General features: G+C 64.8%; 16 protein-coding genes. 4 read left to right on the forward strand and 12 right to left on the reverse strand.

Features of this window, described 5'->3' with window-relative positions:
• Window positions 1–15 precede the first annotated feature (15 nt).
• Window positions 16–261 (forward strand): hypothetical protein, encoded by a 246-nt coding sequence (locus HBNXHr_RS12630; protein WP_275882402.1) that lies wholly within the window; start codon window positions 16–18, stop codon window positions 259–261.
• On the opposite strand, the gene HBNXHr_RS12635 is transcribed toward HBNXHr_RS12630, so the two are convergent.
• From HBNXHr_RS12635 to HBNXHr_RS12675, 9 genes are all read right to left on the reverse strand, one after another.
• A complete protein-coding gene (locus tag HBNXHr_RS12635) occupies window positions 262–1,521 on the reverse strand; it encodes a hypothetical protein (RefSeq protein WP_275882403.1) in 1,260 nt (419 codons plus the stop codon).
• A gap of 71 nt (window positions 1,522–1,592) precedes the next feature.
• A complete protein-coding gene (gene hisS, locus HBNXHr_RS12640) occupies window positions 1,593–2,897 on the reverse strand; it encodes a histidine--tRNA ligase (protein ID WP_275882404.1) in 1,305 nt (434 codons plus the stop codon).
• An 89-nt stretch (window positions 2,898–2,986) separates the two neighbouring features.
• Window positions 2,987–3,184 carry a hypothetical protein gene (locus HBNXHr_RS12645; RefSeq protein WP_275882405.1) on the reverse strand — a complete coding sequence of 66 codons (198 nt, stop codon included), beginning with the start codon at window positions 3,182–3,184 and terminating at the stop codon, window positions 2,987–2,989.
• Window positions 3,181–3,792 (reverse strand): hypothetical protein, encoded by a 612-nt coding sequence (locus tag HBNXHr_RS12650; RefSeq protein ID WP_275882406.1) that lies wholly within the window; start codon window positions 3,790–3,792, stop codon window positions 3,181–3,183. The genes HBNXHr_RS12645 and HBNXHr_RS12650 overlap by 4 nt, the downstream gene beginning before the upstream one ends.
• Before the next feature lie 2 nt (window positions 3,793–3,794).
• Complete coding sequence (locus HBNXHr_RS12655; RefSeq protein WP_275882407.1) at window positions 3,795–4,103, reverse strand: hypothetical protein; 309 nt, start codon at window positions 4,101–4,103, stop codon at window positions 3,795–3,797.
• Between the two features lie 132 nt (window positions 4,104–4,235).
• Window positions 4,236–4,829, reverse strand: coding sequence for an asparagine synthase-related protein (locus HBNXHr_RS12660; protein ID WP_275882408.1), 594 nt, complete (start codon window positions 4,827–4,829; stop codon window positions 4,236–4,238).
• Window positions 4,829–5,179: a DNA-binding protein gene (locus tag HBNXHr_RS12665; RefSeq protein WP_275882409.1), complete on the reverse strand. Its 351-nt coding sequence runs from the start codon at window positions 5,177–5,179 to the stop codon at window positions 4,829–4,831. Before HBNXHr_RS12665 ends, HBNXHr_RS12660 begins: the two co-directional genes overlap by 1 nt.
• Before the next feature lie 87 nt (window positions 5,180–5,266).
• On the reverse strand, window positions 5,267–5,728 hold the full coding sequence (locus HBNXHr_RS12670) for a 30S ribosomal protein S19e (protein WP_275737741.1): 462 nt from the start codon (window positions 5,726–5,728) through the stop codon (window positions 5,267–5,269).
• 92 nt (window positions 5,729–5,820) lie between these two features.
• The gene (locus HBNXHr_RS12675; protein WP_275737739.1) at window positions 5,821–6,846 is read right to left on the reverse strand and encodes a lysylphosphatidylglycerol synthase transmembrane domain-containing protein; all 1,026 of its coding nucleotides are present in this window, start codon (window positions 6,844–6,846) and stop codon (window positions 5,821–5,823) included.
• A gap of 129 nt (window positions 6,847–6,975) precedes the next feature.
• Between HBNXHr_RS12675 and thiL the strand changes: the two genes are divergently transcribed.
• Window positions 6,976–7,854, forward strand: coding sequence for a thiamine-phosphate kinase (thiL, locus tag HBNXHr_RS12680; protein WP_275882410.1), 879 nt, complete (start codon window positions 6,976–6,978; stop codon window positions 7,852–7,854).
• A 20-nt stretch (window positions 7,855–7,874) separates the two neighbouring features.
• Here the strand turns inward: thiL and HBNXHr_RS12685 are convergent, their stop codons facing one another.
• From HBNXHr_RS12685 to HBNXHr_RS12695, 3 genes are all read right to left on the reverse strand, one after another.
• Entirely contained in the window at window positions 7,875–8,798 is a 924-nt protein-coding gene (locus HBNXHr_RS12685) for a hypothetical protein (protein WP_275882411.1), read from the reverse strand.
• Window positions 8,799–8,881: 83 nt separating this feature from the next.
• A complete protein-coding gene (locus HBNXHr_RS12690; protein WP_275882412.1) occupies window positions 8,882–10,018 on the reverse strand; it encodes a site-2 protease family protein in 1,137 nt (378 codons plus the stop codon).
• An 86-nt stretch (window positions 10,019–10,104) separates the two neighbouring features.
• On the reverse strand, window positions 10,105–10,362 hold the full coding sequence (locus HBNXHr_RS12695) for a hypothetical protein (protein ID WP_275737732.1): 258 nt from the start codon (window positions 10,360–10,362) through the stop codon (window positions 10,105–10,107).
• A 321-nt stretch (window positions 10,363–10,683) separates the two neighbouring features.
• Here HBNXHr_RS12695 and pyrH point away from each other — a divergent pair, with 321 nt between their 5' ends.
• Both pyrH and lysS read left to right on the forward strand, forming a co-directional pair.
• Entirely contained in the window at window positions 10,684–11,376 is a 693-nt protein-coding gene (pyrH, locus tag HBNXHr_RS12700; protein ID WP_275882413.1) for a UMP kinase, read from the forward strand.
• Between the two features lie 54 nt (window positions 11,377–11,430).
• The gene (gene lysS, locus HBNXHr_RS12705) at window positions 11,431–13,071 is read left to right on the forward strand and encodes a lysine--tRNA ligase (RefSeq protein WP_275882414.1); all 1,641 of its coding nucleotides are present in this window, start codon (window positions 11,431–11,433) and stop codon (window positions 13,069–13,071) included.
• The last annotated feature ends 48 nt before the right edge of the window (window positions 13,072–13,119 follow it).

Genomic DNA, 13,119 nt, shown 5'->3' on the forward strand with positions numbered 1-13,119 from the left:
ACGTATTGGGTGCCAGTGGCTGACACCGACCGACCGAGAATCGAGTCGCGATCGCGTCGACTGCTCGCGTATCTGGGGCACAACCGCGATCAGTTGTTCGTCGACGCGGCCGTGTTGCTATCGTGGATCATCGCCTCGGCGGCCGCCTTTCGCTGGCTGACGCTCCCCCAGTGGGCACATTACCTCGTGCTGTTCGTCGGCATCGCCGTCTACGCGAAACTCACCCCGGCGTGGGAGCGACCGTATCGGAGCCCCGATTGATCAGACCGGCAGTGGCGTGTGACGCAACAGTGGCAGCAGCGTCGCCACGAGCCACAGTAAAACGCCGAGACGGACGTGACTCACCTGCTCGGGATCGCGGCGTTCGTCGCGTGAACTCCCGGCGGCGATCAGCCCGAGCGCGACCGCCAGCGCACCGCGGTAGACGAGCATCGTCAGCGAGAGGTGTGAAACCCCCAGATACGAGTAATCGAGGAGGACTGCGGCCACGAACCCGAGCGACGCGCCGGCAAAGGCCCGCGGGCGATCGAGCTGTCGGGCAAGCAGGTACGTCACGGTCGGAAGGCCGACGAAGAGAACGGGATAGAGCCCAAAGGCGATCGTCTTCGGCGTAACGTCGAGTGCGCGCTCGAGTTGGATACCGAGCACTCGGACCGAAAGTGTCACCACCACGATGCCGGCAGCAAGAAGGAGCGTCCGGCTATCCTGTGTGGGAACCCGCTCGCGAACACTCGAAGCAACGCCCGAGAGCCGGGCGGTGAACGCGCCGAGGAGAACGACTGGCAGCACGGACGCGACGCTCACGCCGAGGTCACGGAGGTCGACGATCGTCAACCAGCGATCGAAGTCAGACTGGTCCCCTCCAACGGGTATCCGCCGGATCTCGGGCGCACTCGACCCGGCGACGAGTTCGCGTTCGAGATGGGACTGTGACTTCTCGACGCTCGTGACGACGTGTCTGCCCATGAACCAGTCCCAGTGTTCGTGGTGGGCCTGCATCGCCGTCCACTCGCCGTCGCCGTCGGGGGACGTGTACGCCCGGATGTGGTGACGGCTCCCGAGGTAGGTGCCGTCGTGGACCTGGTAGTCGACGGTGAGCCACTCGCCGGCCGTCCCGTCACCGCCCGCATCGGCCAGGTAGACGTACCGGTTCGAGCCGGTCGTGAGATCCCACTGGACCGCCGGATCTGTCGCCTCGGCAGCGGTCGGATCCGCGGCGATCGGCTCCGTCGGTTCGTCCGTGACGTTCCAGTCAGCCATGTCCCGCCCGAGGAACTGCCCGCGGACGGCCGACGGATCGCCGTAGACGAGTGCGTTCAGCGCGAGCGTTGCCCGATCGAAAGAGTAGCCCGTGCTCGTATACGACCATAGCTGTCGATCAGTGTCTTCGAGCGAGAGATACGTCGGTTCGACAGCGGACTCGCCGACGGCTTCGGTCACGACGAACGAGCCCAACGATCCGGCCAGGAGCACGGCTCCCAGGACGACCAGCGCCGTCGCCGGACGGAGTTCGACCGCCATCGACGCGATCTATGGTATCGACACCCAAAGAAGTGTTCGTCAGCGAACGGACCTCAGTAGACGACAGCAGCTCAGACGAGATCGTCGTACGTGGGCCGGTCGTGGTCGCCGGGGAAGTCCGCGACCGGCACCTGAACCTGGTCGCCCGAGGCCATGTCCTTGATCGTGATCTCGTCGTTTTCGAGATCGCGCTCGCCGACGATGATCGCCGTCTCGGCGTTGATCGAGTCGGCGTAGTCGAGTTGTCCGCCGAAGGATCGATCGGAGACGTCGGTCTCGACGACGTGGCCGCGTTCCCGGAGCTCGCGAGCGATCCGCGACGCGACCGAGCGGGTCTCGCCAACCTGCAGGACGTAGTAGTCCGTCGAGAGTTCTTCTTCCGGCCAGACGCCGGCGCGCTGGAGGAGAAGTGGCAGCGTCGAGTTCATCACGCCCGGCGCGACGCCGACCGCCGGGGTGGGCTGGCCGCCGAAGCTCTCGATGAGGTCGTCGTAGCGGCCGCCGCCGAAGACCGCCCGCGAGACCTCGCCCACGGAGTCGAAACACTCGAAGACGACGCCCGTGTAGTAATCGAGTCCGCGAGCCGTCTCCAGGGAGATCGTCGTGTACTGTCGGACGCCGAAGTCCTCGGCGGCCGCGAGGACGGCTTCGAGATTCTCGACGGCGTCGGCGACGCGATCTGTGCCCGCGAAGTCGGTCAACTCGTCGAGGTCGTCGGTCGCCAGCAGGGCGTCGAACTGTTCGGCCTGATCATAGGAGAGCCCGGACTCCGTCAGGAGATCGTAGTACTCCGCTTCCTCGATCTTCGCGCTCTTGTCGACGGCCCGGATCGCGGCCCGCTGATCCACGTCGGCGTCGAAGGCCTCCAGGAGACCGCCCAGAATGTCACGGTGGGAGACACGGAAGTCGAAATCGTCGGCGTCCAGCCCGAGGTTCGTCAGCGCGTCGGCGGCGAAGGCCAGAATTTCGGCGTCGGCCTCGGGTTCCTCGCTGCCGAAGATGTCGACGTTGGTCTGGTAGAACTCCCGGAAACGGCCCTGCTGGGGTTCCTCGTAGCGCCAGAACGGCCGCGTCGAGTACCACTTGATCGGTTTCGAGAGGGCCTGTTGTTTCTCGACGACCATCCGGGCGACGGTGGGCGTGAGTTCGGGCGTCAGCGCCACGTCGCGGCCGCCCTGGTCCTCGAAGCTGTAGAGGTCCTCGGTGATCTCCTCGCCGCTCTTCTCGACGTACATCCGCGTCTCCTCGATAGCGGGCGTCGCGATCTCGCGGAACCCGTACCGGGCGGCGGTGTCCTCGACCGTGTCGATGACCTCCCGGTGGGCCGCCATCTCCGCGGGATAGAAGTCGCGAAACCCTTTGATACCGTCGTACATACCACCGCGTTCGGCCAGCGGGCGTTTGAACCCTTCCTTCCGGTCGCGTCGGGAACACCGACGGATACTCTATTCCGTAGGCGACCAAGTCAGTCCTGTCTGTCGCCGTGGTTGGATCGGTTCTCGATCGGATCGACGGCAGTCTCCATCCACGTCTCGATGGTATCGTCGGAAAAACCGCCGTCGATGGCGTCGGCCGTGGCAGCTCCGAGAAGACCGGCGGATGCGGCGGCGTGCTCGGCGTCGGCAATCGTCCAGAAGCGGTCGCGATGGTCGATTGGTCTCATGGAAGGAACTCGTCCGGAAGATACTTCGAGCAATCGACCGGGATCGCTTCCCATGCTGCCGTGATCGCTTGATACCCTGTCCAGCCTTCCCCCTGGAGTATATCACCGCATGCGTTACAGAACGCTTCTTCTGTACACGCTTCCTGCTCTAACAGAAGGTAGAGAAGAAACGTCGGGGCAACTGCTCTTCCTGTCTCTGTATCGGCGTCATCGAATACTCGATTGATGGATCGTCGTCCGTGTTTGTCCATCAGGATCGCGAAGCGATATTCGTCCAGATGTTGTTCGATTTCGGTCTGCAGTGACGTTTCCCCGGCATCTTCGCCGTGTGGGCGCGGAACGCACGTGACGACTGTGAATGACTCATTTGTGTTGTCGTCGAACGGTTCCCGGGCAATCTTGCTTCCATAATGCAGCCGCCACTCCCTTGTTCCTTCGGGGGCGTGCGCCGAGGTTTCTGAAATATGACGAGACAGCTCTTGATAACAGACATTCGTCGTCGTAATCTGGAGAGTATCAACGATGGCTTCCCAGAGATCTGTGTTCGCGACGGCGATCAGCGCATCTGTGTCAGCAATGACTGGATGGCGTTGTTCGTCTCCCGCCATCCCTATTCCTGATAGACGCCACTCGTGTCGAGTTCCATCGCGTCCTCGAAGGCGGCCGCCTCCCGCTCGATCTCCGCGATGCCGTCCCCGATCAGCACCTCCGCCACCTCCTCGGAGATTTCGCCCTGCTCGTATCGGCGGTGGATTTCGATCTTTTCTTCGTCCGACAGCGTTTCTCGGAGCTTCTCCTTGAGGCCTTCTCGGGCCAGTTCACTGACGTTGATGCCGCCGAGACGGATCTGATCGACGACTTTCGAGGCCGCCTTCTCGGTCTCCCCCCGGAACTGGACTTTGTCGTTGTTTGCGGCCATCCTACTCTCATTTCTACCCCCACCGCAATAGATGTTATGACGCGCCATCCATGTCATTACAGCTGCCTGCATCAGGCACGAGCGTGCAACCGGTAAGCAATAGAGTTCAAGAGGATACGACTGGCTGGAGACTCACTCCCGCCGTCCACGCACGACCGACTGGACGTGCTCGGGGAAAATTTCGCCAATTGCGTCCTCGCCGTACTCATCCGCCAGCACGGCTCTGAGCTCGTGCTCGTAGTCGCCCTTCGCCAGTTGTTCACTCGGCCCCGTCTCGATCCGGAGCAACTCACCAGCCAGATCGTCGATCGTCTCTCGACCGTAGCCGGCGAGTGGCGCGACGTACTGGACGCCGTGACGGTCTTCGAGACTCTGCGCAACTGATCGCGACACCGTCGGCGCACGGTCGTCCCGCCGGGTCCCGTCTCCCACAGCATCGAACCCGACCTCGGCCACGGCTTCGAGGGTCGCTTCGTGGACCTGCTGGATGCCGTTGCGTGGATAGCCATCGTCGACCATCCGCTCGATTGCGTCCTCGGCGACGGCGCGGTCGAGTTCGACGGTCTCGTGGGCGAAACCAAGGGACTCGGCTGCCTCGCGGGCGTTCTCGGCGGCGTCGGTCACGCCGAACGTGGCCGCCACGAGCGTGACGTCGAAGAAGGGGTCAGCGAGCAACGCCGCGAGCGCGGAGTCCTTGCCCCCGCTGAACGAGAGCGCGAGTTCCATTACCGGCGTTTGATGTCGAAACTCTTGGAGTCAGGCGTCAGCTCCCGGAGGAGCTCTTCCATCTTTTCGTCGTCGATCTTGCCCTGGATACGGCCGCTCTGGGCGATCGCGACGAGTTGACTCTCGACCTGCTCGGCGACCTGCGGCTTGGACATCTTCAGCGTGTTGAGCCGCTTGCGGGCGTCGTCAGTCAGGTGCTGGCGCAGGACGGCCTTCTTCTGGGCATCGGCGCGCTGTTGGGCCGCTTCACGGGGGTTTCCACCACCCTCCTGTTGGGCCTGGTCGCGAAGCTGCTCCATTTTCTCCTCGCGAAGCTGTTCGAGTTCGTCGTCGGATGGCTCGCCACTCATGGTTGTAGATAGGTTGTCGATTCCGGGGGAAAACGATTTCGCTACTCCGCGACCGATGTCGCGGTCGCCGGGCGGAAACGGCGAGTGCTAGGCGTAGCGTTCGAGTTCCGGTCGGTCGAGATCCTCGATGACCGCTTCGGCCGTCTCGTCGAGCAGAGCCTGTCCCTCGGCGGTGATGCGTCGGCCCTCGCCCTCGGCGGTCGAGACGTAGCCGGCGTCTTCGAGTTGCTGGAGCGCCGTCCGGACGATGTTGCGACTCCCGTCAACCTGGTGTTTCGGACGAACCTGATAGCGGTTGGTTCCCTGCTTGGTTCCGCCGTAGGCGGTCGCGAGCGTACCGACGCCGACCGGGCTGTCGACGGCGACCTTCCGGAGGAGGCTCGCGGCGCGGGTCTCCCAGAAGTCCTCCTGCTCGGGTGCCAGTTCGCGACCGGTGCCGGTGGTGGTGAAAGTGAGCCATTCGGGCGCTTCGATCGCACTGTCCTCGGCAAGTTCCTCGGCCACGGCCTCGATGAGATCCTCGGCCGGGACGTCGTAGAGCGTCGTCATTGACGTATCCTTCCCCGTGGCGTCATTTAAGCGCATCGTTGTCCGGAAGGTCGTCTGGGCCGCGTTCACACGCCAAGGGTGCAACCCAGTCGTTACGAAGATCGATAGCGTTCTCCCAGAATGGCTGCCGTACTGCCCCCGACGAGCATGGTGAGCCAGTAGGTCGAAAGTCGGTAGATGACGACGCCCGCGCCGGCAACCGACGCGGAGAGCCCCGTCGTCGAGACGACCAGCGCGATAAAGGCAGCCTCGATCCCACCGAGTCCGCCGGGCAGTGGTGTGATTGCCGCGATGGAGGCGACCGGGACGACGACCAGCATCGCGACGAACGGGACGACGTGGCCGAGCGACGCCATCGACAGCCACAGCGCCGTCGACAGCGACAGCCACCCCGCTGTCGAGTACAGCGAGGCGAGCGCGAGCGTCCGGCGACTCCCGGCGACCCGATCGATCGCGGTGAAAAATCCCTCGATGCTATCCTCGACAGCGTTGCGTTCCGGGGGTTCGATCCGCGGGAGCACGTCGCCGACGCGGCGAATCACCGGCGTCAACAGGGCAACGACCACACGCTCGATCTCGTAGCGGTATCGCCATCCGAGCAGCGTCGCCCCGAGGAACGTTGCCGCGAGCAACCCGACCGCGGCCGCCGCGAAGTAGAGATTCTGATCCAGGTTGGCTGACTCGACGGCGAACGCGCCGAGTCCGATCGTCGCCAGCCCGATCGAAGGCACGAAGTGGAGCGTATCGACGCTCGCGATCGCAGCCAGGCCGGTCTCGTAGTCGCTATCGGCGGCCTCCGAGACGAGCAACGCAGCGACGGGTTCGCCGCCAGCCTGTCCAAAGGGCGTGATGGCGTTCGAGAAGACGGCCGAGGAGAACACCGGGATCGCAGTCCGGGCGGGAACCGGTGATCCGAGCGCACCGAGGACCGTGTGCAGCGACATCCCCCAACAGGACAGCCAGACGAAGGTCATCGTCACGACGGCGAGGACCAGCGGGAGGCGGGCGCGCGAAAGATGGCTCACCAACGCGTCGATACCGACCGCCCAGAACAGCAATCCGAGTACGGCGAGCGCACCGGCGAACCCGGCCAGCGTCGTCTTCCGATCGCCGTTCATGGCCGCGACTCACGAGTGGGGGCGATTTGAACCCACCGGAACCGGGTGACTGTCTCGACCGGGCCAGGCCGACGACGCTCCGGACTGATCGATCGCCGGGCGTATTACGAACGGGACCGAATCCCGGCCATGGACGAGCGGAGCGCACTGGGGCTGATTGCCGAGCATCTGGATCCCGCGGGCGACGACGCGGCAGTCGTCGACGGACTCGTCGTCACGATCGACATGCTCCACGAGTCGACGGACTTCCCTACCGGGACGACCCGTTACACCGCCGGCTGGCGGGCCGTCGGCGCGTCACTATCGGACGTCGCCGCGATGGGCGGCGAGGCGACGGCGGCGGTCGCGGTCTACGGGGCACCGACGTTCGAGGGCGAGGCGATCACGGCGTTCGTCGACGGGGCGCGGGACGTCTGTGCGGCAGTCGACGGTGCCTACGTCGGTGGCGACCTGGACGAACACGACGAGTTCACGGCGGCGACCGCAGCGGTCGGGCGAGCCGACGATCCCGTATTGCGCTCGGGTGCGTCCCCCGGCGATATCGTCTGTGTGACTGGAACGCTCGGCCGAAGTGCGGCCGCGCTCGGCTTCTTCGACGCGGGCGAGCACGACCGGGCCAACGACCTGTTCCGGTTCGAGCCGCGGGTCGCCGCCGGACGCGCGCTCGCCCCGTACGCGAGCGCGATGATGGATTCCAGCGACGGACTCGCCCGCTCGCTCCACCAACTCGCCGAGGCCAGCGACGTGGGCTTCGCCGTCGAGTCGCCGCTGCCGATCGACGACGCACTCGTCGAGATTACCGATCCGGAGGAACGCCAGGAGCTAGCCGTCTCCTTCGGCGAGGATTTCGAGCTCGTGTGTACGATCCCGGAGGAAAAACTCGACGCCGCTCGCGAGGCGTCACCGACGGAACTCACGGCGATCGGCCAGGTGACCGACGACGGAGCGGTAGCACTCGACGGCGAGCCCCTTCCCGATCAAGGATACACGCACGGCGAATCGGGCTGAGCGGGGCGAACGGACGCCGCTCAAACGTAGCCCAGCGACTCCAAGCGCTCCTCGACGTCGCCGTCGTCGGTAGTGGCCGATCGCGTCTCTCCGCCGTGAATCTCCCGTCGCACCTCGAAGGGGAGTTCGACCCAGGGGACGGCGGTGAGTTCCTCGTCGGCGATCCCGGGCGGATGGCCGTAGATATCGATCGGCAACGGCGAGACGCGCTCGCCGAAGAGGTTGCCGTGGTCGCTGGTGACGACGGTCTTGCCGTCGAGTGCCTCGACGAGTCGCTCCACGGCAGGGAGTGCACGCTGGAGGTTCTCCTCGTAGGCGTCCCAGACCTGGTCCTCGTCGGCCACACCGGCGTCGAGACGCTCCCAGGCCGAGGGATAGGCCCGATCCTCGCGGCCGTCGAGAAAGGAGCCCTGCGCGGCGAGATCCGCCCCCGCCTCACCGATGAAGGGGTAATGAGGTTGCATGTAGTGGACGATAAGCCGCTTTTCCGGGTACGTCTGGGCGACATCGAGTGCGCGGTCGGTCATCGTCTCGGGCAGGACCGTGTCGGTTTCCTCGTCCCAGCCGTCTCGCCAGACGTGTTCGACGTGGGCGAAGTCACCGCCGTGATTGGCCACCTGCGGGCTCGCAGTCACGTAGACGGTGTCGGGATGATCGCCGGCGAAGTTCTTCGAGAGGAAATCGCTGGTGTGACTCGCGTTGGAGTTGACCCGCTCGGCCGGCACGGAGAACGGGTTGTTCGCTTCGAAGACGTCGTACCGACAGGCATCGAGGACAACGAGCGTGTCCCAGTCGCGGTCGGCATAGGAGATCGTCTCGTAGTCCTGGCGGACGAACGGCCGGACGAGCCGGGCTTTGAGTTCGCGTTTGAGGACGCTCGCTGTCGAGAACTCGCTGGGGAGCCATCGGATGAACGACGCGATCGGTTCGGGGAGAGAGACCACGGGTAGTGGTCCCAGCTACTGGGCACTGCCCGAAAAGCGTATCGCGTTCGCGTCAGCCGCCGGCATCCCGCGTGGTCGGGAGCTCACGCCAGCACGATCTCGATCGGGATCGGCATGAAACACAGCGCCCCGAGTGCGAACGTGAGTGCCGCGATCGCCAGCCGCCCGACTCCGAGGGAGTCCTCGCGGAGCGGCGTCGCCGAGCCGGCCCGAACCATGACCAGCGCGAGCACGCCCCAGATCCCCCAGAGAATGGTCGACTGGGTGTACTCCGTCAGGAAGTACAACCCGCCGGCCATCGCGAACAGAACCCCGGGAACCGCCGCGGCGACCGTCTCCTGGCGCGGTCCAAGCGTTGCCCGAAGGATGTGCCCGCCGTCGAGTTGACCGACGGGGATCAGGTTGAGGAAGGTCACGAACATGCCGACCCAGCCGCCGAAGACGACCGGGTTGACAGCCAGCCCCTCGCCGTACCCGGTCGGCTGGCCGACGAGATCGGCCAGCAACGTGAGCAACAGCGGATCGTTGAACCGGATCGAAGCGCCCCCCTCGGCCGCCTGGATGGCCTGCTCGGGGACCGCGATCGGATCGAGATGGAGACCGATCACCGTCACGGCCATCGTCGCGGCGAGGCCGGCCAGCGGGCCGGCGACGCCGATATCGAAGAGGGCTTTCCGGGACGGGATCTGCCCGCGCATCCGAATGACCGCCCCCATCGTCCCGATCGGCGGCGGGACCGGGATGAAGTAAGGGAGACTCGCGTCGACACCGTGGTAGCGACTCATTACGTAGTGGCCGAGTTCGTGGGTCGCAAGGACGCCAAGCACGGCGGCAGTAAAGGGCCAGGCCCGGAGCAAGTTGAGCGGGTCACCCGCGATATCGATGTAATACCACATCGTCCCCGCATACAGCGTCGTTGCGACCGTGAGGACGAACATGACGAGATTGCCCCACGGGATGCCGTCGATACCGGGAGACTCCGGCTCGGCGACCAGGGCATACGGCGCGGGGCTACCGTCGCCGTGACGCCGCGTCACCGAGACGTCGTATCCCCGCTGGGCGAACAGCGGCGCGACCTCCTTCGAGAGGTCTCCCGCCGGGATCAGCGGCTCGCCGATGTATCTAATCTCGTCGTCGTCACGTTCGACCCGGTAGACGTGAAACACCGACGTCAACGCCCCAACACTGGGAGGGCTACGCGACGGCTCCTCGGATGACATCTACGTGGCTCTGAAGAGTTGGTGACGTAAAACACCGACGCCCGTGCGGGGAACCAGCGGGGCCGGGGGCAGGGCAGAGCAGTGAGTCAGGCCGCTTCGACGCGCCAGGTGGTCGCACTCGTATACGACCACTTCTCGACGTGGAGGTCCGGAGCCGATTCGCTGAGTTTGACCATGATCGCGCCGATCTCCTTGGGCGAGAGGTCAACCTCGTCGGCGATGAACTTGCTCTTGAAGTACATCTCGCCGTCGTCGGCTTTACGCTTCAAGAACGCGCGTAGCCGCTGTTCCTTGCTGGCAGTCGACTCCTCGCGTTCCGGGGAGGGCGTTGCTTGTGCGCTCATGTGAATTACCTCGATTTTGTGTATCGACTACAGCTACATATAAAGGGGAGAACATTCGGGTTGCTTCGGGACGTTTCAGTCGTTTGTGGGGGTGACGGCTACGTTTTAGGACCTTTTTAGAACAGTCGATATATTTTATAGACTTTTCTTAGACTTTCTTTCATATATGAAATATTGATTTTATCTCGCCCGTATGCGGTCCCCAGGGCGTCGAAAACGCCCGGGTTGCCGCCGAGAACCATGTCCAGAGAGCGTCGCGCGACGAGAGGGGCGGGACGCGCTTGATAACCCTTAAGAGTGAATCGGGGTTACGCCGATTCAATGAACGTCGTCGTCTCTATCGGTGGAAGCGTGCTCGCGCCCGATCTCGATGCTGACCGCGTGGCCGGTTACGCCGACGCACTCGCAGCGTTGGACGCCGCAGGACACGAAGTCAGCGTCGTCACCGGCGGTGGAACCGTCGCCCGGGAGTACATCGAGGCCGCCCGGGCACTCGACGCCAACGAGATGGAACTCGACCACATGGGGATCGCCGTGACGCGATTGAACGCCCGACTCCTGATCGCAGCACTCGGCGAGCGCGCCGCGCCCGAACCGGCCGAAACCTACGAGGACGGACGGGAAGCACTCCGGCGCGGCGACATCCCGGTCCTGGGCGGAACCGTCGCCGGGCAGACGACCGACGCCGTCAGCGCCGCCTTCGCCGAATACGTCAACGCCGACCTGCTAGTGTACGCCACGAGCGTCCCCGGCGTCTTCGACGCCGACCCCGACGTGGATGCTGAGGCCACCAAGTTCGAGACGCTTTCCGTGGGTGAACTCGTCGACGTGATCGCCGATATCGAGATGAATGCCGGGTCCAACGCGCCGGTCGACCTCCTGGCGGCGAAACTCATCGAGCGATCGGGTATCCGGGCGATCGTCCTCGACGGCAGCGATCCCCAGCGAGTTCGCGAGGCGGTCGAAGACGACGCCCACGACGGGACCGAGATCGTTCCGAACGGAGAAGCGTGAGGCGTATACGATGACATACATCGGAAACATCGTGGGTTCGGAGGGCGAAGGACGATGACCGAACAGAACCCCTACGCCACGATCGAGGACGGCACGGCGACGTTCTGGGCCGACGCCGTCGCCGACGCGATCGAAGCGCGCGATCCGGATGAGCCGATCGTCATCAAGGGTGGCGTCTCGCCGTCAGGTGTCCCACACATCGGGCACCTCAACGAGATCGTCCGGGGGTACGTCGTCGCCGAGGTATTGCGCGAGCGCGGTCACGAGGTCCGACAGGTGTTCACCAGCGACGACAAGGACCGCCTGCGGAAGATCCCCCGGCGACTCGCCGACCTAGAGTGGAACGTCGTCGGACTCGGCGAAGTTGACGCCGGGGCGCTCGGCCGGAACCTGGGCAAGCCCTACACGTCGGTTCCCGATCCCTTCGGATGCTGTGACTCCTACGGCGCACACTTTACGACCCTGCTGGCCCGGAGCGCGGAGTTGCTCGATGTCCCGATCGAGGTCGTCTCGAACACCGAACTGTACGCCGAAGGCGACTTCGAAAACCTGACGCGTCACGTGCTGGAAAACCGAAATCGCGCGCGCGACGTTCTCAGTGACTACCAGGCGAGCGTCGACGACGACTACGTCCCCTTCCAGGTCGAATGTTCGTCCTGTGGCATCCTGACCGACGGAGTCACCGACGTCGACCCCGCGGCCGGGACGGTCGCCTACGAGTGCTGTGACGTGACGGTCGGCGAGGAGACCATCGAGGGCTGTGGCCACGACGGCGAGGTGAGCCTGCGCGAAGGCAAACTCCCCTGGCGCTTCGAGTGGCCGGCCCAGTGGGACGTCCTCGGTGTCGACTTCGAGCCCTTCGGGAAGGACCACGCCGAAGGCTCCTGGCCCTCCGGTGTCGACATCGCCCGGAACGTCCTCACCGTCGAGCCGCCGGTGCCGATGGTCTACGAGTGGTTTACCCTCGACGGCGAGGCGCTGTCCTCGTCGTCGGGCAATATCGTCACCGCCGCCGAGGTGCTCGAGCTGGTCGAGCCGGCCGTCCTCCGGTATTTCTTCACCAAGGACCCGCGCAAGCAGCGGGACTTTTCGATCGCCCACCTCGACCAGCTCGTCGACGAATTCGACCGGCTCGAAGCCGTCTACTTCGGCAAGCAGGACGCCGACGAGGCGGAACGAGAACGAGCCGAGCGGGTGTATCCGATTGCCGTCGACGAGCCGCGCGAGGAGCGGATTCGCATCCCCTACACGTTCGCAGCGGTGCTCGGGATGACCGACGATCCCGATCTCCGCGAGGAGATCGCCCGTCGCGAGGGGCATATCCCCGACGACGCCCCGGAATGGGCGGTCGAGGAGGCACTCGAACGCGTCGATCGCGCTCGCGCGTGGGCGCGCCGGACCGACAACGCGTTCAACTACGATCTCAAGCGCGAGGAGTTGCCCGACGTGGACTTCGACACCGGAACGGGGGCCGCCCTCGACGACCTCGCGGAGTTCGTCGCAGCCGGCAACGACGGCGAGGCGATCCAGGCAAAGATCTACGAACTCGCCGACGAATACGACCTCGAAGTGAGTGAGTTTTTCGCGGCTGGCTATCGATTGCTGTTCGGGCTCGAGGAAGGACCCAAGCTCGGGCCGTTCCTGGCGAAACTCGACCAGGCGTTCGTCGTGGATCGGCTGCGACGCGACCGATAACGGTCGGTTAGACGTATCGTCACACGGGTCAGGTTCGTGTCGTCGCCG

Origin of the sequence: Halorhabdus sp. BNX81 (assembly GCF_029229925.1) — an archaeon.
Taxonomy (GTDB): domain Archaea; phylum Halobacteriota; class Halobacteria; order Halobacteriales; family Haloarculaceae; genus Halorhabdus.